The organism is Streptomyces sp. NPDC002057 (assembly GCF_040296665.1).
In the GTDB taxonomy this organism is placed as follows: Bacteria; Actinomycetota; Actinomycetes; order Streptomycetales; family Streptomycetaceae; genus Streptomyces.
Genome location: NZ_JBEOXR010000086.1, coordinates 1 through 22,413, shown reverse-complemented (window position 1 = coordinate 22,413; position 22,413 = coordinate 1). Strand labels below are relative to the sequence as shown.

Genomic DNA, 22,413 nt, shown 5'->3' with positions numbered 1-22,413 from the left:
TCGCGGCCGTCCTCCAGGCTGGCGCTGGTCACCTCGACGGGGAACTCGCTGCCGTCCGTGCGGCGGGCCATCATCCGGGTCGGCTTGGTACGGCCTCGCTCGTCGGTGCCCTCGGGGCGGCGCATGGAGCCGGGGATGAGCCGGGAGTCGAAGTCCGGCAGCAGGTCGAGCAGGCCGCGCCCGACGAGCGCGGTGCCCGGGGTCTCGAACATGCCGAGGGCGATCGTGTTGGCGTTGACGACCGTCCCGTTGCAGTTGACGAGCACGAGGCCGTCGGGGAGGGCATCGAGTATGGCTGCGAGGCGAGCAGCGCCTCGGGATGGCCTGCTGCTCACGACGACGCTTCCTCCCTGACGCACTGCACGTGCTTGCCCAACGGTCGGCGGCCCATCTTGCCCCTCGGGCCGCAGCCTGTCACTGAGGGGAGTCTAAGGGAGCCTCCGGGGGTGATCCCTGCCTCATCCCCTGACAAGGGGAAGGACGGGCTCCAGGTTCTCCCATCGGTCGATCTCACAGCCGTCGGCCCGGGAGAAGCGGGCGTCGACGGTACGGCCCTGCCAGGTGCCGGTGACGTGCGCGACGGCGGGCCCGCCGTACACCTGCGTGCAGAGCTGGTCGGCGGGCACGGGCCCGAACGGGTTCGCGCCCTCCTCGGCGAGCTGTCCGAGGCGCTCGCAGGCGTCCTCGCGGGCCGGGTGGTTGCCGCCGGCCCGGCCGTCGCACGTCAGCTCGAAGGTGCCGTCGGCGTTCGGGTAGCCGCTCTCGGCGACGGTCACCTTCAGCGTGTCGGGCGACGCGAACAGGGGCAGCGGCAGCGGGCCGAACCCGGCGGTGCCGACGGCGGTGGTGGCCAGGGTGGCGAGGGCGAGGTGGCGCAGCATGCGGATCTCCAGGAACGGGGGGGCGACGGGGCGGGTGCACGGGGGCGGGTCCATGGGGTGCCCCCGCCCCGTCTAACGCTCCGGGCGGCCGGGCGTTGCGCAAGCGGGGTGCGCCGGGCGGGCGGGCGCGGACCCGGGCGCGCCCGCCCGTTCCCGTAGCGGCCGGGGCGGCTCGGGTGGGCGGGGTCGTTCCCGGCGGAGGGGTTCCCGCGGCCGGCCGGGATCGCTTCCGCGGACGGCACGACGGGGGTCGGGGGCTTTGCCCTCGACCCCGGAGGGCTAGTACGGTGAGAATCGATTGGTGACACCCGGTTCGCCTGTGTCATCATCTGCACGCACCAACCGCGCATGCGCGAGGTGCATGGAGGCGTCGCCTAGTCCGGTCTATGGCGCCGCACTGCTAATGCGGTTTGGGTCTTAAAGCCCATCGAGGGTTCAAATCCCTCCGCCTCCGCCCCTACCGAAGCCCCGGCCTCCAAGGCCGGGGCTTCGGCCGTTCCGGGCTCGCCGCGCCGACCGGGCCCACCGGCTCTCACACGGCGTTTTCGCAGGTCACAAGGGGTGGGGCAATCGGATTTCACATGACGGCGGCAGTCATGTAATGTTCTTCCTGTCGCCGCGAGCGGGTCGAAAGGCCGGAGAGCGAAGACAAGAAAAAAAAGAACAAGCACTCGTAGCTTAACGGATAGAGCATCTGACTACGGATCAGAAGGTTGCAGGTTCGAATCCTGCCGAGTGCACATGAACGAGAGGCCCCGGACGAGAGTCCGGGGCCTCTCGTGTTGTGTCGTGGCGCACGGGCCCCGGCCTCCTCGGGAGGTCGGGGCCTTCGGCTTCCGGGGGCGGGGGGTTAGGGTCGGATGATCGTTCTTTCATCTCGAATGTGGGGGTTGGGGCATGGCGCTCTTCGGGAACGCGCACGCGATTGATCCGGCGCAGGCGCAGCAGGACTACGCGCGGCTGCTCGGGCCGGGCGAGCAGGTGCACGCCGCGTACCTGCTGATCCGCGACACGATCTTCTTCACCGACCGGCGCCTCGTGCTGGTCGACAAGCAGGGGATCACCGGCAAGAAGGTCGAGTACCACTCGATCCCGTACCGCAGCATCACGCACTTCGCCGTCGAGACCGCCGGCACCTTCGACCTCGACGCCGAGCTGAAGATCTGGATCTCGGGCAGCCAGCTGCCCGTGCAGAAGACCTTCACCAAGGGCGTCGACATCTACGAGGTGCAGGCGATCCTGACGCAGTTCGTCGCCAAGTAGGTGCGCCGAGGGGAGGGGTTTCCCGGGATCTTCCCGGGAAACCCCTCCCCTTTTGGGTGAACCTGTCTGATTTGCATGTCAGTTGAATATGCCTTCGTCCTAGCTTGCGTGGCGGAGGTGATGATCGATGGACGCGATCGACATCGATGACTTGGTCTACGCCGCGACCGGCGCGCCCCTGCGGCGGCTGACCGCGCCCGACGGGACCCACTGGTTCCCCGTCGTGGATGTGGCGAAGCGGCTCGGGTACGCGGGGACGCGCGAGGCGCTGCGGACGGTGGTGCTGCCCGACACGTGCCTGACGTCGGCGCGGGAGCTCACCGGGGACGGGGAGCTCCCCGGCCGGTGCGGGATCAGGGCGTCGACGCGGATGGTGAGTCTGCAGGGGCTCGTCCAGCTCGTCGGGGCCTGCCGGAAGCCGGAGGCCGGGCCCTTCCGGGCGTGGACGGCCGAGGTCATAGCGGCGGTCCAGCGGTACGGCGGGTACGGGCTCGAACCCTCCCCGGTGCACACCGGGTTCGTCCTGCCGCCGGAGCTCGTCGACGTCCTCGTACGGCTCGACGGGCAGTTCGACGAGGGCGCCGCTGCGTACGCCGAGCACACCGAGTACGCGGAGCTGCTCCGCGAGACGCGGCGGAGTCTCTCAAGGGTCGCCGAATCCCTTGAGCGGCTCGCCGTGCCCCGCCAGCGCACCGGTGCCGTCGTCGCGCTCACCCCGCAGGAGCTCGTCGAGTCCTGGGCCGTCACCGGGGACGTGTGGGTGGTCGCCACCTGCCTCGCCCCCGCACTGGTCCGGGGCGGTGTCCGCTACCGGGCCCAGGACGTCACCCGGCGCACCGGTCTCTCCCGCGAGCGGGTCCGGGACTGCGTACGCCTCCTCGTCGAGCGCGGCTGCATGCGGGAGGTCGGGGGGCCGGACGCGGACGGGGCGCGGATCTACGTCCTGCCCTGAGGCGTCCGAGGGAATGTCTGAGGGCGTACCGCCGCAGGGGTGCGGTGAGGGGCTGCCCCTGAGCGGTTTCTCAGAGCGGTTTCCCTGAGGGGAATGTCCGAGGGGCCTGAGGGTGCCCGCCGGGTGGTGGCTCCGGGGTGGGGGCGGGGCCGGGCGGGAGTGGCGGAGACTGGGGGGTCGGGGAGTCGGGGAGTTCGCACGGAGGAGGAGCGGGCGTGGAATGGCGGTGCCGGGGGATCACCTGGAGCGGCGGAGTGCCGGGGCTGCGCTGGCACGGCGGGAGGGTCAGCGCCCTCGGGTACGGGCAGGCGCTCGCCTTCCGGGCCGCGGGGGAGCGGCGATGTCCCGGCGCGCGGGACAACCCCTGCCCGCTGGAGGCCGTGGTGCCCGGCCGGGCCACCGGTGGCCGGTGCCCGGAGTGCGCGCGACTCGACCGGGCCCACTCGGTCGCCGCCGACACCTTCCTCGACGATCCGCAGCCGTACCGCGTCTACCTGGCCTGGTTCGGACCCGGCATGACCAAGGTGGGGATCACCGCCGAGGCCCGGGGTGAGGCCCGGCTCCTCGAACAGGGTGCCGTCACGTTCAGCTGGCTCGGGCGGGGGCCTCTGATGGCCGCCCGGCGGACCGAGGAGGTGCTCCGGCAGGCGCTGGGGGTGCCGGACCGCGTGGCGTACGAGCGGAAGCGGGCCGCCCGGCACGCTCTGCCGGCCGTCCTGGACCGGGCCGGCGAGGTCGGGGAACTGCACCGGCGCGCACGGGAGGTCGGCGGCTGGACGGAGACGCTGGAGCCGTTGGAGTTCGTGCCGCGCGACCACGCCGAGGCCTTCGGGCTCGACGGGCTGCCGCCGCTCGCCGGCACGGTCTCCGAACTGGTCGACGGGAGCGTCGTCACCGGACGCCTGCTCGCCGCCGCCGGGCCCGATCTGCACCTCCTCGACCCCACCGGCCGCTGTCTCGCCCTCGACACCCGGCTGATGGGCGGCTGGGTGCTCCGGGGCGCCGGGGAGGGGGAGGTCGCCTTCTCCGCGCCGGTGACACCGGCGGTGGCGGCTGCCGCCGACCCGACCGCCCAGGGAGAGCTCTTCTGACCGGTCGTCGCCGACGTGGGTGCGCCCAGGGAGAGTTCCTCCGAGGGCTGTCGCCGACGTCGGGGCGCAGGGAGGGGCCTGCCGAGCGGTCGGCGTCGAATCCGGCGCGAACGAGCCTCCTTCCGGCCCGTCGTCGTCGCTTCGTAAAGTCTTGGATCCCTTTGCCCGGGCGCCGTGGACAGCCCCGCCCCTGCCCGGCGAGGGTGATCACATGACCCCCAAGCTGGTGGCGGACCTCGAACCGCCCTACTACACCGCTGTGTTCACCTCCGTCCGCCCGGACGCGCCCGAGGGCTACGCCGAGACGGCCACCGACATGCAGGAGCGTGTCGCCGAGATCCCCGGCTTCCTCGGCTACGAGGCCGCCCGCACCCCCGGTGGCATCGGCATCACCGTCGCCTACTTCCGCGACCTGGAGTCCCTCGACACCTGGCGGCTCGACACCGCGCACCAGGCGGCCAAGGCGCACGGGCGGAAGCACTGGTACGACAGCTACAGCGTCCACATCGGCAAGGTCGAGCGGAGTTACAGCTTTGAGCGTGCGTAGCGAGAGCGGCGCCGGGGGCGAGGGCGACGACATCCGGGCCCTCGTCGCGCGGCTCGGGATTCCCGGCCTGGTCGACGTGCACACCCACTTCATGCCGCAGAACGTCCTCGACAAGGTCTGGGCCTACTTCGACGCCGTCGGCCCGCTGACCGGGGTGGAGTGGCCCATCACCTACCGCGAGGAGGAGGAGCGCCGGGTCGCCCTCCTGCGCGGTTTCGGAGTGGTGGCCTTCACCGCGATGCTCTACCCGCACAAGCCCGGCATGGCCGCCTGGCTGAACTCCTGGTCCGCCGACTTCGCCGCCCGTACCCCCGACTGTCTGCACACCGCGACCCTCTTCCCCGAGCAGGGCGTCGAACGGTACGTCCGCGGGGCGCTCGACGCCGGCGCCCGCGTCTTCAAGGTCCACCTCCAGGTCGGCGGCTTCGACCCGACCGACGCCCGGCTGCACGCCGCCTGGGGGGCCCTCGCCGACAGCGAGACCCCCGTCGTCGTGCACTGCGGCTCCGGTCCCAGCCCGGGGAACTTCACCGGCCCCGGGCCCATGGGGCGGCTGCTCGCCCGCCACCCCCGGCTGCGGGTGATCGTCGCCCACATGGGGATGCCCGAGTACGCGGACTTCCTCGACCTCGCCCAGCGGTACGAGGGTGTCCACCTCGACACCACCATGGCCTTCACCGACTTCAGCGAGCGGCTCGCGCCCTTCCCCGAGGCGGAGCTCAAGCGGCTCGTGGAGCTCGGCGACCGGATCCTCCTCGGCACCGACTTCCCGAACATCCCGTATCCGTACGCGCATCAGCTCCACGCCCTCGAACGCCTCGGGCTCGGGGACGACTGGCTCCGGGGCGTCCTGTACTGCAACGCGGCCGCGTTGTTTCACGTGAAACCGCCCCTGGACCGCTGAGCGCCTCACCACCGCCGCGGCCTTTCTCAGGGAATTCACAGGAAAGGGAAAGAGGCCTCTCAGCGGCGGCCGACAGCGTGGGTCCATGACCGTCACCACACGCCGTCCCGGCACCCGCGCCGACCTGCTCCGTGCCGACGGAACCGCCGTCCGTGTCCTCGTCGTCGACGACGAGGCCTCGCTCGCCGAGCTGCTCTCCATGGCCCTGCGCTACGAGGGCTGGCAGGTGCGCAGCGCCGGGGACGGGGCCGCCGCCCTGCGCTCCGCGCGTGAGTTCCGGCCCGACGTCGTCATCCTCGACATCATGCTGCCCGACGTCGACGGGCTGAGTCTGCTCGGCCGGATCCGGCGTGAGCTGCCCGACGTACCGGTCCTCTTTCTGACGGCGAAGGACGCCGTCGAGGACCGGATCGCCGGGCTCACGGCGGGCGGCGACGACTACGTCACCAAGCCCTTCAGCCTGGAGGAGGTGGTGGCCCGGCTGCGCGGGCTCATCCGCAGGTCGGGGGCGGCGATGGCGCGCAGCGAGTCGCTGCTCGTCGTCGGGGACCTGACCCTCGACGAGGACAGCCACGAGGTCACCCGGGGCGGGGTGTCCATCCACCTCACGGCGACCGAGTTCGAGCTGCTGCGCTATCTGATGCGCAATCCGCGCCGGGTGCTCAGCAAGGCGCAGATCCTCGACCGGGTCTGGTCGTACGACTTCGGCGGCCAGGCCAATGTCGTCGAGCTCTACATCTCGTACCTCCGCCGGAAGATCGACGCGGGGCGCGCCCCGATGATCCACACCCGGCGCGGGGCCGGTTACCTCATCAAGCCGGGGGAGTAGCGGCCCGTGCTCCGACGTGCGGCGCGACGGCCGTGGTCGCTGCGGACCCGTCTCGTCGTCTCGGCGGTCGCGCTGATCGCGGTCGTCGCGGCCGTCATCGGCACGGTCACGACGATCGCGTTCCGCTCGTACCTGTACGACCAGGCCGACGGCGAGGTCCGCGCGGTCTCCAACCGGGCCGCTGGCCCGCCGCCCGTCATGGGCGCCCTGCCCGAGCCGGACCGGGGAGGCAAGGACCCGCTCGGGTTCGTCGTGGGCCCCAGCATCCCGATGGGCACGCTCGGCGCGGTCCTCATGGACGGTGTGGTCACCACGGCCGGCTACTCGGCGGAGGCCGAGGACAGCGGGGGGTACGGGCAGAAGTTCCGGATCAAGACGCTCGACGGCGCCCAGCGGGCCGCGCTCGCCGCCGTCCCGCGTGACGGGCGGCCGCACACCGTCGACCTGCCCGGTGGCCTCGGCACCTACCGGGTCGCGTACGCGGAGGGCAGCCACGGCACCTTTCTCACCGGCATCCCGCTCACCGAGGTCGAGAACGCCCTCTCCACCCTCGTCCTGGTGGAGTTGAGCGTCACCGGCGCCGGGCTCTTCGCGGCCTCGCTCGCCGGAACCGTGCTCGTCCGGGTGGCCCTGCGGCCGCTGCGGCGGGTCGCCGTCACCGCGCGGCAGGTCGCCCGGCTGCCGCTGCACAGTGGGGAGGTGGCGCTCCATCAGCGGGTCCCGGAGACGGAGGCCGACCCGAGGACCGAGGTGGGCCAGGTCGGCGCCGCCATCAACCGGATGCTCGACCACGTCCACTCGGCCCTCGACGCGCGCCAGCAGAGCGAGACCCGGGTCCGGCAGTTCGTCGCCGACGCCAGCCACGAACTGCGCACCCCGCTCGCCTCGATCCGGGGGTACGCGGAGCTGACCCGGCGCGGCGGGGAGGAGTGCGGGCCCGACACCCGGCACGCGCTCGGCCGGATCGAGTCCGAGGCGACCCGGATGACGGGCCTGGTGGAGGACCTCCTGCTGCTCGCCCGGCTCGACGCCGGACGCCCCCTCTCGTACGAGAGCACCGACCTGGTGCCCCTGGTCGTGGACGCCGTGAGCGACGCCCGCGCCGCCGGACCCGATCACCGCTGGAGCCTGGAGCTGCCCGAGGACGGCGGGAAGCCGGTACGGGCCGACGGCGCGCGGATCCAGCAGGTACTGGTCAACCTCCTCGCCAACGCCCGTACGCACACCCCGCCCGGGACCGGGATCACCGCCCGGGTCCGGACGGAGCCCGAGGCGGTGATCGTCGAGATCGAGGACGACGGGCCCGGCATCCCGCCCTCCCTCCTGCCCTCCGTCTTCGAACGGTTCGCGCGCGGCGACGCCTCCCGCTCCCGCAACGCCGGATCCACCGGCCTCGGGCTCGCCATCGTCCGGGCGGTCGTGCTCGCGCACGGGGGCGGGGTGACCGTCGAAAGCGCCCCCGGCCGGACGGTGTTCGCCGTCCGGCTGCCGCCCGCCGCCCACTCACAGGCGGGGCACAGGCTCATCACACAGCCGTGACAGCGGCCCCGGCGAGGGTCATGGGCATGCGAACCCCAACGATCGCGGGGCCCACCTCCGGCGCCCTGCCCGCCCGGGAACACCTGCCGGTGAACATCGCGGGACGGCCCGTCCTGGACGTGGTGATCCCCGTCTACAACGAGGAGAAGGACCTGGAGCCGTGCGTCCGCCGGCTCCACGAGCACCTCTCCCGCACCTTCCCGTACGGCTTCCGGATCACCGTCGCCGACAACGCCTCCACCGACTCGACCCCCGACGTCGCCGCGGGACTCGCCGCCGACGTGCCCGAGGTGCGCTCCGTACGGCTGGAGCAGAAGGGGCGCGGCCGGGCGCTGCGGACGGTGTGGGCGGGCTCGGACGCGCCCGTCCTCGCCTACATGGACGTCGACCTGTCCACCGACCTGAACGCCCTGCTCCCGCTGGTCGCGCCGCTCATCTCCGGCCACTCCGACCTGGCGATCGGCTCCCGGCTCGCCCGCTCCTCGCGGGTGGTGCGCGGGCCGAAGCGGGAGTTCATCTCCCGGGCCTACAACCTGATCCTGCGCGGCTCGCTCGCCGCCCGGTTCTCCGACGCGCAGTGCGGGTTCAAGGCGATCCGGCGGGATGTCGCCGAGCGGCTGCTCCCGATGGTGGAGGACACCGGCTGGTTCTTCGACACCGAGCTGCTCGTCCTCGCCGAGCGCGCCGGGCTCCGCATCCACGAGGTACCGGTCGATTGGGTGGACGATCCCGACTCGACCGTGCACATCGTCAGCACCGCCACCGACGACCTGAAGGGGGTCTGGCGGGTGGGGCGGGCCCTCGCGACGGGCTCGCTGCCGCTCGACCGGCTCGCCAGGCCCTTCGGGGACGACCCCCGGGACCGCGAACTCAGTGGTGTGCCGGGCGGACTCGCCCGTCAGCTGGTCGGCTTCTGCGTGGTCGGCGTGCTGTCCACGCTCTTCTACCTCGCCCTGTACTCGCTCTTCCGGCTCGGCCTCGGCCCGCAGTTCGCCAACGCCGCCGCGCTCCTCGTCTCCGCCGTCGCCAACACGGCGGCCAACCGGCGCCTCACCTTCGGCGTCCGGGGCCGGGACCGGGCCGTCCGCCACCAGGCGCAGGGGCTCGTGGTCTTCGCCATCGGCCTGGCCCTGACCAGCGGCTCGCTCGCCGCCCTCGGCGCCGCCACCGGCGCCCCGGCGCACTCCACCGAGCTCGCCGTCCTGGTCGTCGCCAACCTCGCCGCGACCGTCCTGCGCTTCCTCCTCTTCCGGCTCTGGGTCTTCCCCGAGCGGCCCACCCCAAGGAACGACCGATGACTTCGACTCCCCTGGCGGCCCCCGCGGGCGGGTCCGGCTCCGGCGCGGCCCACGCCGCCGTGCCCGGCGCCGGACGGCTCGCCCGCCTCTGGCGCGGACGCGCCGAGGACGCCCCCTGGGTCCGGCCCGCCTTCCTCGGACTGCTCGCCGTGACCACCGCGCTGTACCTCTGGAACCTGAGCGCCTCCGGCTACGCCAACTCCTTCTACTCCGCCGCCGTCCAGGCGGGCGGCGAGAGCTGGAAGGCCTTCTTCTTCGGCTCGCTCGACGCGGCCAACGCCATCACCGTCGACAAGCCCCCGGCCGCCCTCTGGCCGATGGCCCTCTCCGTCCGCCTCTTCGGCCTCGGCTCCTGGCAGATCCTCGTGCCCGAGGTGCTCATGGGCGTGGCCACCGTCGCCGTGCTCTACGCGGCCGTACGGCGCCGGTTCGGCGCGGGCGCGGGCCTGATCGCGGGCGTGGTCCTGGCGCTCACGCCCGTCGCCGCGCTGATGTTCCGCTTCAACAACCCGGACGCGCTGCTCGCCCTGCTCATGACGGTCGCCGTGTACTGCGTGCTGCGTGCCCTGGAGTCGGACCGGGGCGCGGCGAAGTGGCTGGTGTGGGCCGGGGTGGCCTTCGGGTTCGCGTTCCTCGCGAAGACCCTCCAGGCCTTCCTGATCCTGCCGCCGCTCGCCCTCGTCCACGGGGTCTGCGCACCGGGCGGCATCGGCCGCCGGATCGGCCGACTGGCCCTCGCGGGGCTCGCGATGCTGGTGTCGGCGGGCTGGTGGGTGGCCCTGGTCGAGCTGTGGCCGGCGTCCTCCCGCCCGTACGTCGGAGGCTCGCAGAACAACAGCTTCCTGGAGCTGACCTTCGGCTACAACGGCCTCGGCCGCATCAACGGCAACGAGACCGGCAGCGTCGGCGGAGGAGGCGGCGGTGGTGGCGGTGGCCGGTGGGGCGAGACCGCCATCAGCCGGATGTTCAACGACTCCGTCGGCGGCCAGGTCTCCTGGCTGCTCCCGGCCGCGCTGGTCCTGCTCGTCGCGGGGCTCGTCGTCACCTGGCGGGCGCCCCGGACGGACACGGCACGCTCCGCGTTCCTGGTGTGGGGCGGTTCGCTGCTGATCACGCTCGCCGTGTTCAGCTTCATGGCCGGCATCTTCCACGAGTACTACACGGTGGCGCTGGCCCCCTACCTCGCGGCGCTCGTCGGCATGGGAGCGGCGGTGCTCTGGGAGGAACGGACCCGGTGGCCCGCCTCGGCGACCCTCGCGGTGACGGTGGCGCTGACGGCGTACTGGGGCTGGACGCTCCTCGGGCGTACGCCGGAGTGGCTGCCGTGGCTGCGCTGGACGGTCCTGGTCGCGGGCGCGGTCGCCGCGCTCGGGCTCTTGTTCGCGGGCCGGGCGGACCGGCGGCTCGGACTCGGGGTCGCGGGCCTCGGCCTGGCGGCGGGCCTCGCGGGGCCGTTCGCGTACACCCTGGCGACGGTGGACGCCGGTCACCAGGGCTCGATCGTGACGGCGGGCCCGGCGGGCGGCGCGATGGGCGGCCGGGGGCCCGGCGGCGGGATGATGAGGATGATCGAGGGCGGGGGAATGTTCCCCGGCGGCCAAGGCGGCCGGCTGCCCGGCACGCAGGGAGGCCAGGGCGGCGGCCCCGGCGGTACGGGCGGCCAGCTGCCCGGTGGCCAAGGCCAAGGCCAGGCCAAGGGCCAGACGCCCGGTGGCCAAGGCCAGGCCCAGGGCCAGATGCCCGGTGGCCAAGGCCAAGCTCAGCCCCAGGGCCAGATGCCCGGCGGCCCCGGCGGTGCTCCTCCCCGAGGCATGACCCGGGGCGAAGGCCCGGGCGGTGGCGGTGGCATGGGCGGGCTGCTCAACGGCGCCAGCGTCGGTACGGAGGCCAAGAGCGCGCTCCTCGCGAACGCCGACGCGTACACCTGGGTCGCGGCCACGGTCGGCGCCCAGAACGCGGCCAGCTACCAGCTCGCCACGGAGAAGCCGGTCATGGCGATCGGCGGCTTCAACGGCAGCGACCCGTCCCCGACGCTCGCGCAGTTCAAGCAGTACGTCGCCGAGGGGAAGATCCACTACTTCATCGGCGGCGGCGAGGGCGGCGCCGGTGCGGGCGGTGAGGGCGGCGGCGGCCGGATGGGCGGCGGCGGTGGTCCCGGTGGCGGTTCGGAGATCTCCACCTGGGTCTCGGAGACCTTCGAGAAGGTCACGGTCGGCAGCGCCACCTTCTACGACCTGACCGAGGAGAAGTAGACCCGCCCCCGGCACCAGGAATTCGCTATACAGCGTACGAGAGCCCTTGTACGGTGTACGAGACCCAGTCCCGTACACCGTACAAGGAGTCCTGCTCATGACGGCGACGACCGCCGCGAACGAACAGACCGCCCCAGGCGGTCACCCGCAGCGCTGGCTGATCCTCGGCGTCATCTGCCTCGCCCAGCTCACCGTGCTGCTCGACAACACCGTGCTCAGCGTCGCCATCCCTTCGCTGACCTCGGAACTCCACGCGACCACCACCGACATCCAGTGGATGATCAACGCGTACTCCCTCGTCCAGTCCGGCCTGCTGCTCACCGCCGGCAACGCCGCCGACCGCTACGGCCGCAAGAAGCTGCTCGCCATCGGTCTCGCGCTCTTCGGCCTCGGCTCGCTCGCCGCCGGACTCGCCGACTCCACCACCCAGCTGATCGCCGCCCGCGCGGGCATGGGCGTCGGCGGCGCGCTCCTCATGACCACCACCCTCGCCGTCGTCATGCAGATCTTCGACGACTCGGAGCGGGTCAAGGCCATCGCGCTCTGGTCCACCGTCGCCTCCCTCGGCTTCGCCGGCGGCCCGCTGATCGGCGGCGTGATCCTGAACCACTTCTGGTGGGGAATGATCTTCCTGATCAACATCCCGGTCGCGATCGTGGGTCTCGTCGCCGTCCTCAAGCTCGTACCGGAGTCCAAGAACCCGCAGGGCGACCGACCCGACCTGCTCGGCGCGCTGCTCTCCACCATCGGCATGACCGCCGTCGTGTACGCGATCATCAGCGGCCCCGAGCACGGCTGGATCTCCGCCGAGGTGCTGGTCCCGGCCGCGGTCGGGGTGCTGGGTCTCGCCGCGTTCGCGCTGTGGGAGCTGCACACCCCGTTCCCGATGCTCGACATGCACTTCTTCCGGAACCAGAAGTTCATCGGTGCCATCGGCGGCTCGATCCTGGTCGTCTTCGGCATGGGCGGCTCGCTCTTCCTGCTCACCCAGCACCTGCAGTTCGTGCTCGGCTACGAGCCGCTGGAGGCGGGTCTGCGGATGGCGCCGCTCGCCCTCACGATCGTCGGCCTCAACCTGACCGGCATCGGCCCGAAGATCGTCATGAAGCTGGGCACCCCGCCCACCGTCGTGCTCGGCATGACCCTGGTGGCCGGCGGCCTCACCTCGATCTCGCTGCTCGGCGGCGGCACCGACGGCAGCTACGCGGGCATGCTCCTCGGCCTGGTCCTGATGGGCGGCGGCATCGCCGTCTCCTCCCCGGCCATGGCCAACGCGATCATGAGCGCGATCCCGCCGGAGAAGGCGGGCGTGGGCGCCGGGATCAACGGCACGCTCGCCGAGTTCGGCAACGGCCTCGGCGTCGCCGTCCTCGGAGCCGTGCTCAACGCCCGCTTCGCCGCGCTCGTCGCCGTCACCGCGACCTCGCTCCCGGCCGCCCTGGCCGCCGCCGACGGCGAGGCCGAGCGGCAGCAGATCTCCGACGCGTTCGCCTCCGGCCTCCAGACCAGCCAGCTGGTCGGCGCGATCGCCGTCTTCGCCGGCGGCCTGGTCGCGGCCGCGCTGCTCCAGCGGGCCGAGCGGACGGAGCAGCGGGACCGGCAGCGGGAGGAGCGGACGGGGGTGGCTGCATAGCATTGGATCCGTACCGCTGACAGACGGAGGAACGCGATGGTCAAGGCAGCAGACCGGGCCAAGAACCCGGCGCGTTCCAGCGTCTGGCTGGAGGTGAGGGCCCCCCGCAGCGGCGGGGGGCCCTCGGGGCTCGACCGGGACCGGATCGTGGCCGCCGCGATCCGGATGCTCGACCAGGAGGGCCTCTCCAAGCTGTCGATGCGCAAGCTCGCGGCCGAGCTGAACGTCACCGCGATGTCCCTGTACTGGTACGTGGACACCAAGGACGACATCATCGAGTACGGCGTGGACACCGTCTACGGGGAGATCGACCTCGACGCGGTCGACGCCGCGGGCGACTGGCGGGACCGGATCCGGGTCCTCGCCCTGGACTACCGCCGGATGCTGGTCCGCCACCCGTGGATGTCACCGAGCGCCGGGCAGTACCTGAACATCGGCCCGCACGCGATCGCCGTCGGCCGCAAGATCCAGGAAGCGATCGTGGACACCGGCCTGCCGATGGACCGCCAGCCCAGCGCGATGTCGGCGGTCTTCCAGTTCGTGTACGGCTACGGAACGATCGAGTCGCAGTTCGAGCGCCGTGCGGCGGAGGCCGGCATGTCGCAGGACGACTTCTACGGGGAGTCGATGAAGGCCTTCCGCAACGACCCGGCGTTCGTGGAGGCCCTCGAACCGATGGCGGAGATCCTCGACGAGCGGGCCTCGCACGGCAGCGTCAGCGAGATCTGGGACCGCGACTTCGCCTACGCCCTGGACGTCCTGGTCGCCGGCATCGACGCCATGGTGGCCCGCGAGTCCGGCCCCGGCCCCGCCCCCGGCCCCGCTCCCCGAGAAAGCACCGGCCCCGGCACCGCTCCCCGAGAAAGCACCGGCCCCGGCACCGCTCCCTGAGAAGGCACCGGCCCCGGCACCGGCACCGGCCCCGGAACATGACGGAGCGGCGGGCCGTCCCCTGCCCGCCGCTCCGTACTGCGCCCGGCCGCGCCTCCGCTCGAAGCGCGGCCGGGAGTCATGTGGTCAGCTCGCCTCGGACTCCGAGCCCTTCGCCGGGCCGGAGCTGCTCTTCAGGGCGACTTCCTTGATGAACAGGGTCACCACGAAGGCCAGCAGCGCGAACGGCGCCGAGTAGAGGAAGACGTCGGCGACACCGTGGCCGTACGCGTCCTCCATGACCGTGCGGATCGGGGCCGGCAGCTTGTCCATGTCGGGGATGCCACCGCCCGAGCCACCCTGGCCCATGGCGGCCGCGGCCTTCGGACCGAGCTCGGTCAGCCCCTCCTTGACGTAGTCCGTGACCCGGTGGGCCATGACCGCGCCGAGCGCCGACACACCGATCGCACCGCCCAGGGAGCGGAAGAAGGTGACGACGGAGGAGGCGGAGCCGAGGTCGGCCGGGGCCACCTGGTTCTGGGTGCAGAGCACCAGGTTCTGCATCATCATGCCGAGGCCCAGGCCGAGGACCGCCATGAAGATCGCGATGTGCCAGTACGTCGTGTCGTAGCGGATCGTGCCGAGCAGACCGAGCCCGCCCGCGGCGAAGGCGCCGCCGCTGACCAGCCACGCCTTCCACCTGCCGGTCTTGGTGATGACCAGGCCGGAGACGGTGGAGGAGACGAACAGACCCGCGATCATCGGGATGGTGAGGACGCCGGACATCGTCGGCGACTCGTTCCGGGCCAGCTGGAAGTACTGGCTGAAGAAGACCGTGCCGGCGAACATCGCGACGCCCACGAAGAGCGAGGCGAGCGAGGCGAGGGTGATCGTGCGGTTGCGGAAGAGGCGGAGCGGGATGATCGGCTCGCTCGCCTTCGACTCGACGAGGACGAAGATCCCGCCGAGGGCGATCGCGCCCAGCACCATCACGGCCGTCTGCCAGGACACCCAGTCGTACTTGTCGCCCGCGAAGGTGACCCAGATGAGGAGCAGGGAGACGGCGGCGCTGATGAAGACGGCACCGGCCCAGTCGACCTTGACCTGACGCTTCACGACGGGGAGCTTGAGGGTCTTCTGCAGGACGACGAGCGCGATGAACGCGAACGGCACACCCACGTAGAAGCACCAGCGCCAGCCGAGCCAGTCGGTGTCGGTGATGACGCCGCCGAGCAGCGGGCCGCCGACGGTGGCGACGGCGAAGGTCGCGCCCAGGTAGCCGCTGTACCGGCCGCGCTCACGCGGGGCGATCATCGCGGCCAGGATGATCTGGGAGAGGGCGGTCAGACCGCCGACGCCGATGCCCTGGACGACACGGCAGGCGATGAGCATGCCGGTGCTCTGCGAGAGACCGGCGACGATCGAGCCCGCCACGTAGATGAGCAGGGCTATCTGGACGAGCAGCTTCTTGGAGAAGAGGTCCGCGAGCTTGCCCCAGAGGGGGGTGGTCGCGGTCATCGAAAGGAGCGCGGCGGTGACCACCCAGGTGTAGGCGGACTGGCCGCCGCCCAGGTCGGTGATGATCTGGGGCAGGGCGTTGGAGACGATCGTCGAGGACAGGATGGCGACGAACATGCCGAGCAGCAGCCCGGACAGCGCCTCCATGATCTGCCGGTGCGTCATCGGGGCGCCGCCGGAGGCGATGTCCCCCTCCTTGGCGCTCCCGCCGCGCACACCGGCCTCTGGTGTGGTGGTTGCCATCAACTTCCTTCGTTCTCAAGCGTGGTGGGCCCGGCAGTCCCCGAAGGAATCGCGGAGTCGGGCGAGCAGGGTGGTGAGCAGTTCGACGTCGTCGTCGGACCACTCCGCGAGGGTGCGGGCGAGCATGTCCGTCAGCCGTCGGTCGAGGACGGCGAGCATGTCTTCGCCCGCCCGGGTCAGGTGCAGGATGCGTGAGCGCCTGTCGGCGGGGTCGGGCAGTCGCTCGACCCATCCGCGGTCCACGGTGTGGGCCACGTGCCGGCTGCTGACCGACATGTCGACGGCCATCAGTTCGGACACCCGGCCCATCCGCATGTCGCCGTGGTGATGGAGCAGGGCGAGGACGATGGCGGAGCCGCTGGGGCAGTCGGCGGGCAGGGTCCGCGCGAGTCCGCGCTTCACCGCTCCGATGGCACTCACCTGGCGGGCGAGGTTCTCGTATCGATTGCCTCTGTCCATCGGGCACCCCACTGATGTTGTTGCTTAGGGCAACCATAGAGATGGATGGTTGCTCCAGGCAAACTAAATCGGTCAAACGGCGCTAAAGAATCGGCAAAGGCGGGTCGGAGTCCCCCGGTCCCGCCCCGGAGCCCACCCCGGGTCCGGACCGGGGGAGCCGGGCTTGGGCCCCTCACCCCGACTTCGCTAGGGTCCTGGCCCATGGCACACAACCCCCAAGCACCGTACGGCCAGGGCCAGAACCCTCAGGGTCAGGGCCCCGAGGGTTACGACCCCGCCGGCAACACGCAGATGTTCCGCGCCTTCGTCGACGAGGGCACCCCGCAGCGGCAGCAGCCGCAGGCCGTGGCCGCCTCGGGCGGACCGAAGGTCGGCCTGATCGTGGGAGTGGTGGCGGTGATCGTCATCCTGGCGGCCGTCGCCTGGCTGGCCCTCGGCTGACCGCTCCGCACCCTCCGCACGCCCCGGGTGGGCCGGATCCGCACCGCGCGGACCCGGCCCACCTTTCTTCTTCCCTACGGGGTGACGGAGTCCAGGGCGGGCGCGAGCACCGCGAAGGCCTCCTCGATCAGCGCGCCCGGGTCCTCCGTGCTCCGCCCGCCGTCGCCGTCGCTCCACCGGTGCAGGACGGTGTCGAAGGCCGCAAGGGCCATGCCCGCCGCGAGCCGGGGATGGAGGTCGGTCCCGGGGTCGCGCCCCAGGCGCGCGGCCAGCTCCTCCGTCAGCTCGTCGCGCCACCGCGCCTGGTGCTCCAGGAAGCGGGCGAGCAGCGCGGGCGTCCGCAGGATCAGCCGGACCACCGGCAACGCCCGCCCGGAGTGGTCCCCGCAGGTCGTCAGCGGTACGGAGACGGCGTGCAGCAGTGCCCGGGAGGGGCGCTCGTCGGCGGGCCGGGCGGCGAGGCCCGCGCGCATGTCGGCGCCCATGTCCGCCAGGAACTGGACGACCACGTCCTCCTTGGAGCCGAAGTACCGGAAGAAGGTCCGCTTGGAGACCCCGGCGGTGGTCGCGATCTCGTCGACGGTCACCGCGTCGAAGCCCTTGAGGGCGAGCAGTTGGAGGGCCGCCTCGGTGAGTTCGGTCGCGACGAGCTGGCGCTTGCGCTGGGCGAGGCTGACGGGTCCGGCGTCGGAGCGGGTGGTCATGGGCCGATGGTAACGCGGTGCCTCCTTTGACATGGAGCGTCATGCTTGACACTCGGTGACACAAGCGGCAGCGTGTGTCGCATGACCAAGAAGCAGCGCTGGACCGCCGACCGGATCCCGGACCAGACCGGGCGGGTCTTCGTCGTCACCGGAGCCAACAGCGGCCTCGGCCTCGCCACCACCAGGGAGCTCGCCCGCCGGGGCGGGCGGGTGGTCCTCGCCGTACGGGACGAGGAGAAGGGCCGTCGGTCCGCCGATGCGCTCGCGGCGGCCGGGATCGCGCCGGACCTCCTCGACGTACGCCCGCTGGACCTCGCCGACCTCGACTCGGTACGCGCCTTCGCCGGCCGGCTGCGCGCGGAGCACCCGCGCCTCGACGTCCTGGTGAACAACGCGGGCGTGATGGCGCCGCCCCGCACCCTGAGCCCCCAGGGCCACGAGCTGCAGTTCGCCACCAATCACCTCGGCCACTTCGCGCTCACCGGCCTGCTGCTCGACCTGCTCGCCGCCGGGCGGGACCCCCGGGTCGTCACGGTCAGCTCGATCAGGCACCGCCAGGGCCGCCTCCACTTCGACGACCTCACCGGCGAGCGCGGCTACACGCCCATGACCTTCTACGACCAGTCGAAGTTCGCCAACGCCGTCTTCGGGCAGGAGCTGCACCGGCGTCTGACCGGGGCCGGCAGCCCGGTCCGCGCCGTCCTCGCCCACCCCGGATACACCGCCACCCGGCTCCAGACCCGGGACACCTCCGGCCTCGCCAAGCTGGTCTTCGGCCGCATCGGCAACCCGCTGCTCGCCCAGCGCCCCGAGCGCGGTGCGCTGCCCCAGCTGTACGCGGCGACCGGAGCGGACATCGAGGGCGGCGAGTACATCGGCCCCGACGGCCCGGCCGAACTGCGGGGGAACCCGACCCGCGTACGCCTCTCCACGGCGGCGGCCGACCCCGCCACGGGCGCCCGGCTGTGGGAGCTCTCGGAACGGCTCACCGAGGTGCGGTACCCGGTCCCCGCCGGATAGCCCGCCGCTACCGGAGCCTTCGCCGCCGGACGGCCCTCACCGCGCGACGGCCCTCCCCGCCGGGCAGCCCCTCGCTACGGGACGATCCTCGCCGGGCAGCCCTCACTGCCAGGTGGCGGAGACCTTCCGGGTGTCGATCCGCATGCCCAGCGGCACCCGCCAGGAGTCCACGCACACGGTGTACGTCTCCGTGCGCGCCGCCCCGGCGGCGATCGGCGCGGGCAGCGGCTGGGTGGAGGTGAGCGTCGCCCAGTCGACGCCCAGGGCGCCGATGACGTGCGTGGCGAAGGTGACGGTGCCCGTACGGGCCGCCGTGCCGCCGCTGTTCCGGAAGGTGACGGTCACCCGCTCGCACCAGCGCCGGTCGCCGTCCGCGAGGACGGGCGCGGAGACGAGGACCACGGCGGGGCCGGGGGTGGCCGTGGGGGCGGGCGTGGGCGTGCCGGTGCCGGGGCTCGGCGGGGGCGCGGAGGGGGTACGGGGAGGAGCGGTACTGCCGCCGGGGCGCGGCGGCGTACCGCCTGAGCCGCCGCCGGAACCGCTGCCGCCCCCGGAAGCGCCTCCCGAGCCGGAGCCGCCCGGCGTCGTCGTCGGAGCCGTACCCGCGTCCGTACCGGATCCCGTGCCCGTGCCCGTGCCCGTGCCCGTACGCGCGGGGTCGGCGGCGCCGGACGACGCGGCCGGGAGCAGGTCCGGGGCCGACGGGGGTGACGAGGTGCTGGAGGCGGTCTCGCCGGCGGTGGGTGGGTCCAGGGGGACCAGGGTGACCGCTCCCGAGGGGGTGGCCGCGCCCCTGGGAGCGGGGCCGGCGCCCACCGCCGCGTACCCCTCGCCGTCTCCTCCGCCACAGGCGGTCAGCGCTCCACCGAGGCAGAGCGCCACCACCACGAGTCCCGGCTTCCTTCGCCTCATGGTCGCCAGTCTGTCTGACGAACCGTCAACTCGGGAGTCCTTCGCGGAAGTCAGTCCGCGATGAGGCCCTCACGGAGCTGGGCGAGGGTGCGGGTGAGCAGCCGCGAGACGTGCATCTGGGAGATGCCGACCTCCTCGCCGATCTGCGACTGGGTCATGTTGGCGAAGAAGCGCAGCATGATGATCTGCCGCTCCCGGGGCGGCAGTTTGGCCAGCAGCGGCTTGAGGGACTCGCGGTACTCGACGCCTTCGAGCGCCGTGTCCTCGTAGCCGAGGCGGTCGGCGAGCGAGCCCTCGCCGCCGTCGTCCTCGGGCGAGGGCGAGTCGAGCGACGAGGCCGTGTAGGCGTTTCCGACGGCGAGGCCGTCGACGACGTCCTCCTCCGACACCCCGAGCACGGCGGCGAGTTCGGGGACGGTGGGGGAGCGGTCCAGCTTCTGGGCGAGCTCGTCGCTGGCCTTGGTGAGGGCGAGGCGCAGCTCCTGGAGCCGGCGCGGCACGCGCACCGACCACGAGGTGTCGCGGAAGAAGCGCTTGATCTCGCCGACGACGGTCGGCATGGCGAACGTCGGGAACTCCACGCCCCGTTCGCAGTCGAAGCGGTCGATCGCCTTGATCAGGCCGATGGTGCCGACCTGGACGATGTCCTCCATCGGCTCGTTGCGGGAGCGGAAGCGGGCCGCCGCGTAGCGCACGAGGGGGAGGTTGAGCTCGATGAGGGTGTCGCGGACGTAGGTCCGCTCCGGGCTGTCCGCGGCGGCACCCTCGGTGTCGAGCGCGCGCAGCCGCAGGAAGAGGGAGCGCGAGAGGGTGCGGGTGTCGAGGGCTCCGGACGTGACGACCAGGGGCGGAGGCGTGGCCTCCGCGCTCTCGGTCGCGGTCGGCGCCGTCGTCTGCGTGGGCACGGGAACGGGCGTGAGCGTGAGCACCTTCGAGCTGCCCAGTTCTGTGGACATGCCACCCCCTTGAGGTCGCGGACGGTCGCGGTGGCCGCGACCATCTGAGGAACGCAGCCACCACCTGAATACCGGCGGCGGGGCTGCGGCAAACTCGGTTCCAGCAGAATGTCACATGTCGGCAACACGCTGTAGTGACTTGTCGACAAGACGAGGGTGCATATCCGCAGGAAACAAGGGGTGTACGGCATTTGGGGTGCCGCGGAACTGCTCCGAACCGGTCTACCCGTTCCGGTTACGCCTCGATCCTGTTTGCGGATCTCAAACGCGCGAAGCTCCGGGCGAGGAGCCTTGACACATGCATCTGGGAGACCCCCAGTTCCTGACTGATCTGGGACTGGGTCAGGTTGCTGTAGTAGCGCAGCATCAGGATCCGCTGCTCCCGCTCGGGCAGTTGTACGAGCAGGTGCCGGACGAGGTCGCGGTGCTCGACGCCGGCCAGGGCCGGGTCCTCGTAGCCGAGCCGGTCGAGCAGTCCGGGCAGCCCGTCGCCCTCCTGTGCGGCCTCCAGGGAGGTGGCGTGGTACGAGCGTCCGGCCTCGATGCAGGCGAGCACCTCGTCCTCGCCGATGCGCAGCCGTTCGGCGATCTCCGCCGTCGTGGGGGTGCGGCCGTGAGCGGTCGTCAGGTCCTCGGTGGCGCCGTTCACCTGGACCCAGAGCTCGTGCAGCCGGCGGGGCACGTGCACGGTGCGGACGTTGTCGCGGAAGTACCGCTTGATCTCGCCGACGACCGTCGGCATGGCGAAGGTCGGGAACTGCACGCCCCGGTCGGGGTCGAAGCGGTCGATGGCGTTGATCAGGCCGATGGTGCCGACCTGGACGACGTCCTCCATCGGCTCGTTGCGGGAGCGGAAGCGGGCCGCCGCGTAGCGCACGAGGGGCAGGTTGGCCTCGATGAGGGCGCCGCGCACCCGGTGGTGCTCGGCGGTGCCCTGTTCCAGGTTCTTGAGCTGGCCGAAGAGCACCTGGGTGAGGGCGCGGGTGTCGGCGCCCCGGGTGCTCTGGGGGCGCGGGCGCGGGGTCTCCGCGCCCGCCTCGTGCTGGGGCGGGACTTGAGGCGCTGTACTGGCCGGCACGTTCACGCCACCCCTTTGGCTGGTCCTGCTGGTCGACCGGGTCAACTACGGTCAACTCATCCGTCAAAAGCGGTCATAGCATCACAAGACATGTCCACTGTGTGCAAGCACCGCATAGTGACGTGTTGAGGGCATTTTGGCGGAAAAAGGGGAGGTCACGCACGGAATCACGGACGGAAAAGGCCCCCCACCCCGAGGGTGGAGGGCCTGCGGGGCGAACGTGTCGGACCCCGGCGCGGAACGGACTAGAACGCGTAGTCCGCGATCACCCAGGTGGCGAACTCACGCCACTGGGCGACACCCGCCTGGTGCGCGGGGTGCTCCAGATAGCGCTGGAGGGCGTCCTTGTCCTCGACGGCCGAGTTGATGGCGAAGTCGTACGCGATCGGCCGGTCCGTGATGTTCCAGTCGCACTCCCAGAACCTCAGCTCCGGAATCTGGTCGCCGAGCGCGCGGAACGCCTCGACACCGGCGACGACACGCGGCTCGTCACGCGTGACACCGTCGTTGAGCTTGAAGAGGACCAGATGGCGGATCACGAAGGGCTCCTAGTTGATGAGTTCGGTCATGAACTCGCCGACACCCTGGGCGGCGCTGGAAATGCCCTCGAACCCTACCTGTACGAGATCGGCGGCCCGGGCCGGGGACGTGACGATCGTGTACAGCACAAAGACCACCACCGCGTACAGCGCGATCTTCTTCGCTTGCACCATGAGCCAGCCCTCCCCAGTTCCCCCGCCGTACGACCGCGCCACTCTAACCGAGCCTTTATGGACCAAGGGCCCGGAGATCGAGGCCTTTTGCCGCCCCCCGGAAGGGTGACGGGCGAGCAGGATGGATGTCGAGCCCGGAGGATCTGGCAGGAATCCGAAGGGCTCCTGGGACCGGCCCGCACTGCGGGGTCCGCGCCGCGAGCTTCCCCCCTGAACGCGGCGCAGGACTTGTAGGACCGGTTCTCATCGGGGGGAGCGGCTTGTCCCCCCGATGCCGCTCCCCCCGCCCTACGGAGAAGGCCCCGGCCGC

General features: G+C 72.0%; 22 protein-coding genes, 2 tRNA genes and 1 pseudogene. 15 read left to right on the top strand and 10 right to left on the bottom strand.

The features are described 5' to 3' along the window. The coding region (locus ABT129_RS36645) for a PAS domain S-box protein (RefSeq protein WP_351910347.1) at positions 1–335 on the bottom strand (335 nt) is incomplete at its 3' end. Positions 336–458: 123 nt separating this feature from the next. Beyond that, positions 459–881, bottom strand: a complete 423-nt coding sequence (locus tag ABT129_RS36640; RefSeq protein WP_351910349.1) for an SSI family serine proteinase inhibitor — start codon at positions 879–881, stop codon at positions 459–461. Between the two features lie 363 nt (positions 882–1,244). Here ABT129_RS36640 and ABT129_RS36635 point away from each other — a divergent pair. The 13 genes from ABT129_RS36635 (at position 1,245) to ABT129_RS36575 (ending at position 14,080) form a co-directional block, all read left to right on the top strand. Continuing rightward, positions 1,245–1,335 (top strand) — tRNA-Ser (locus ABT129_RS36635). A 213-nt stretch (positions 1,336–1,548) separates the two neighbouring features. Next, a tRNA-Arg gene (locus ABT129_RS36630) sits at positions 1,549–1,621 on the top strand. A gap of 157 nt (positions 1,622–1,778) precedes the next feature. Beyond that, positions 1,779–2,144 carry a PH domain-containing protein gene (locus tag ABT129_RS36625; protein WP_327163245.1) on the top strand — a complete coding sequence of 122 codons (366 nt, stop codon included), beginning with the start codon at positions 1,779–1,781 and terminating at the stop codon, positions 2,142–2,144. Positions 2,145–2,271: 127 nt separating this feature from the next. Continuing rightward, on the top strand, positions 2,272–3,096 hold the full coding sequence (locus ABT129_RS36620) for a BRO-N domain-containing protein (RefSeq protein WP_351910345.1): 825 nt from the start codon (positions 2,272–2,274) through the stop codon (positions 3,094–3,096). A 215-nt stretch (positions 3,097–3,311) separates the two neighbouring features. Further along, positions 3,312–4,187: a DUF2797 domain-containing protein gene (locus tag ABT129_RS36615; protein WP_351910343.1), complete on the top strand. Its 876-nt coding sequence runs from the start codon at positions 3,312–3,314 to the stop codon at positions 4,185–4,187. Positions 4,188–4,398: 211 nt separating this feature from the next. After that, the gene (locus ABT129_RS36610; protein WP_351910341.1) at positions 4,399–4,734 is read left to right on the top strand and encodes an antibiotic biosynthesis monooxygenase family protein; all 336 of its coding nucleotides are present in this window, start codon (positions 4,399–4,401) and stop codon (positions 4,732–4,734) included. After that, entirely contained in the window at positions 4,727–5,638 is a 912-nt protein-coding gene (locus ABT129_RS36605) for an amidohydrolase family protein (RefSeq protein WP_351910339.1), read from the top strand. Before ABT129_RS36610 ends, ABT129_RS36605 begins: the two co-directional genes overlap by 8 nt. A gap of 85 nt (positions 5,639–5,723) precedes the next feature. Beyond that, positions 5,724–6,467: a response regulator transcription factor gene (locus ABT129_RS36600; RefSeq protein ID WP_351910337.1), complete on the top strand. Its 744-nt coding sequence runs from the start codon at positions 5,724–5,726 to the stop codon at positions 6,465–6,467. Between the two features lie 6 nt (positions 6,468–6,473). Then, on the top strand, positions 6,474–8,006 hold the full coding sequence (locus tag ABT129_RS36595) for a sensor histidine kinase (RefSeq protein ID WP_351910335.1): 1,533 nt from the start codon (positions 6,474–6,476) through the stop codon (positions 8,004–8,006). Positions 8,007–8,032: 26 nt separating this feature from the next. Then, a complete protein-coding gene (locus ABT129_RS36590) occupies positions 8,033–9,304 on the top strand; it encodes a bifunctional glycosyltransferase family 2/GtrA family protein (RefSeq protein WP_351910333.1) in 1,272 nt (423 codons plus the stop codon). Next, positions 9,301–11,556 carry an ArnT family glycosyltransferase gene (locus ABT129_RS36585; protein ID WP_351910331.1) on the top strand — a complete coding sequence of 752 codons (2,256 nt, stop codon included), beginning with the start codon at positions 9,301–9,303 and terminating at the stop codon, positions 11,554–11,556. Before ABT129_RS36590 ends, ABT129_RS36585 begins: the two co-directional genes overlap by 4 nt. Positions 11,557–11,653: 97 nt before the next feature. Continuing rightward, positions 11,654–13,189 carry an MFS transporter gene (locus ABT129_RS36580; protein ID WP_351910329.1) on the top strand — a complete coding sequence of 512 codons (1,536 nt, stop codon included), beginning with the start codon at positions 11,654–11,656 and terminating at the stop codon, positions 13,187–13,189. A gap of 36 nt (positions 13,190–13,225) precedes the next feature. Further along, complete coding sequence (locus ABT129_RS36575) at positions 13,226–14,080, top strand: TetR/AcrR family transcriptional regulator (RefSeq protein ID WP_351910327.1); 855 nt, start codon at positions 13,226–13,228, stop codon at positions 14,078–14,080. Between the two features lie 132 nt (positions 14,081–14,212). On the opposite strand, the pseudogene ABT129_RS36570 reads toward ABT129_RS36575, so the two are convergent. Then, positions 14,213–15,742, bottom strand: a pseudogene (locus ABT129_RS36570) (MDR family MFS transporter); the annotation flags it as partial. Positions 15,743–15,835: 93 nt separating this feature from the next. Continuing rightward, positions 15,836–16,279: a MarR family winged helix-turn-helix transcriptional regulator gene (locus ABT129_RS36565; protein ID WP_351910323.1), complete on the bottom strand. Its 444-nt coding sequence runs from the start codon at positions 16,277–16,279 to the stop codon at positions 15,836–15,838. A 201-nt stretch (positions 16,280–16,480) separates the two neighbouring features. Between ABT129_RS36565 and ABT129_RS36560 the strand changes: the two genes are divergently transcribed. Further along, positions 16,481–16,720 carry a hypothetical protein gene (locus tag ABT129_RS36560; protein WP_351910321.1) on the top strand — a complete coding sequence of 80 codons (240 nt, stop codon included), beginning with the start codon at positions 16,481–16,483 and terminating at the stop codon, positions 16,718–16,720. Between the two features lie 74 nt (positions 16,721–16,794). Here the strand turns inward: ABT129_RS36560 and ABT129_RS36555 are convergent, their stop codons facing one another. Then, positions 16,795–17,424, bottom strand: a complete 630-nt coding sequence (locus ABT129_RS36555) for a TetR family transcriptional regulator (RefSeq protein ID WP_351910320.1) — start codon at positions 17,422–17,424, stop codon at positions 16,795–16,797. Between the two features lie 81 nt (positions 17,425–17,505). Here ABT129_RS36555 and ABT129_RS36550 point away from each other — a divergent pair, with 81 nt between their 5' ends. Then, positions 17,506–18,444 (top strand): oxidoreductase, encoded by a 939-nt coding sequence (locus ABT129_RS36550; RefSeq protein WP_351910318.1) that lies wholly within the window; start codon positions 17,506–17,508, stop codon positions 18,442–18,444. Positions 18,445–18,546: 102 nt separating this feature from the next. Here ABT129_RS36550 and ABT129_RS36545 read toward each other — a convergent pair whose 3' ends face one another. The 5 genes from ABT129_RS36545 to ABT129_RS36525 all read right to left on the bottom strand — a co-directional run bounded on the left by ABT129_RS36545 (position 18,547) and on the right by ABT129_RS36525 (position 22,103). Beyond that, complete coding sequence (locus ABT129_RS36545) at positions 18,547–19,356, bottom strand: hypothetical protein (protein ID WP_351910316.1); 810 nt, start codon at positions 19,354–19,356, stop codon at positions 18,547–18,549. 50 nt (positions 19,357–19,406) lie between these two features. Continuing rightward, the gene (locus ABT129_RS36540) at positions 19,407–20,312 is read right to left on the bottom strand and encodes an RNA polymerase sigma factor SigF (protein ID WP_351910314.1); all 906 of its coding nucleotides are present in this window, start codon (positions 20,310–20,312) and stop codon (positions 19,407–19,409) included. Between the two features lie 235 nt (positions 20,313–20,547). Further along, positions 20,548–21,390: an RNA polymerase sigma factor SigF gene (locus ABT129_RS36535; RefSeq protein WP_351910313.1), complete on the bottom strand. Its 843-nt coding sequence runs from the start codon at positions 21,388–21,390 to the stop codon at positions 20,548–20,550. A gap of 245 nt (positions 21,391–21,635) precedes the next feature. Continuing rightward, entirely contained in the window at positions 21,636–21,929 is a 294-nt protein-coding gene (locus ABT129_RS36530) for a Dabb family protein (RefSeq protein ID WP_351910311.1), read from the bottom strand. A gap of 9 nt (positions 21,930–21,938) precedes the next feature. Beyond that, the gene (locus ABT129_RS36525) at positions 21,939–22,103 is read right to left on the bottom strand and encodes a hypothetical protein (protein ID WP_351910309.1); all 165 of its coding nucleotides are present in this window, start codon (positions 22,101–22,103) and stop codon (positions 21,939–21,941) included. Between the last annotated feature and the right edge of the window lie 310 nt (positions 22,104–22,413).

Coding starts and splice junctions, on each gene's coding strand:
- ABT129_RS36590 (WP_351910333.1), top strand. CDS start 8,033: ATGCGAACCCCAACGATCGCGGGGCCCACCTCCGGCGCCCTGCCCGCC.
- ABT129_RS36550 (WP_351910318.1), top strand. CDS start 17,506: ATGACCAAGAAGCAGCGCTGGACCGCCGACCGGATCCCGGACCAGACC.
- ABT129_RS36575 (WP_351910327.1), top strand. CDS start 13,226: ATGGTCAAGGCAGCAGACCGGGCCAAGAACCCGGCGCGTTCCAGCGTC.
- ABT129_RS36585 (WP_351910331.1), top strand. CDS start 9,301: ATGACTTCGACTCCCCTGGCGGCCCCCGCGGGCGGGTCCGGCTCCGGC.
- ABT129_RS36545 (WP_351910316.1), bottom strand. CDS start 19,356: ATGAGGCGAAGGAAGCCGGGACTCGTGGTGGTGGCGCTCTGCCTCGGT.
- ABT129_RS36625 (WP_327163245.1), top strand. CDS start 1,779: ATGGCGCTCTTCGGGAACGCGCACGCGATTGATCCGGCGCAGGCGCAG.
- ABT129_RS36620 (WP_351910345.1), top strand. CDS start 2,272: ATGGACGCGATCGACATCGATGACTTGGTCTACGCCGCGACCGGCGCG.
- ABT129_RS36565 (WP_351910323.1), bottom strand. CDS start 16,279: ATGGACAGAGGCAATCGATACGAGAACCTCGCCCGCCAGGTGAGTGCC.
- ABT129_RS36560 (WP_351910321.1), top strand. CDS start 16,481: ATGGCACACAACCCCCAAGCACCGTACGGCCAGGGCCAGAACCCTCAG.
- ABT129_RS36540 (WP_351910314.1), bottom strand. CDS start 20,312: ATGTCCACAGAACTGGGCAGCTCGAAGGTGCTCACGCTCACGCCCGTT.
- ABT129_RS36555 (WP_351910320.1), bottom strand. CDS start 17,424: ATGACCACCCGCTCCGACGCCGGACCCGTCAGCCTCGCCCAGCGCAAG.
- ABT129_RS36610 (WP_351910341.1), top strand. CDS start 4,399: ATGACCCCCAAGCTGGTGGCGGACCTCGAACCGCCCTACTACACCGCT.
- ABT129_RS36525 (WP_351910309.1), bottom strand. CDS start 22,103: ATGGTGCAAGCGAAGAAGATCGCGCTGTACGCGGTGGTGGTCTTTGTG.
- ABT129_RS36600 (WP_351910337.1), top strand. CDS start 5,724: ATGACCGTCACCACACGCCGTCCCGGCACCCGCGCCGACCTGCTCCGT.
- ABT129_RS36640 (WP_351910349.1), bottom strand. CDS start 881: ATGCTGCGCCACCTCGCCCTCGCCACCCTGGCCACCACCGCCGTCGGC.
- ABT129_RS36580 (WP_351910329.1), top strand. CDS start 11,654: ATGACGGCGACGACCGCCGCGAACGAACAGACCGCCCCAGGCGGTCAC.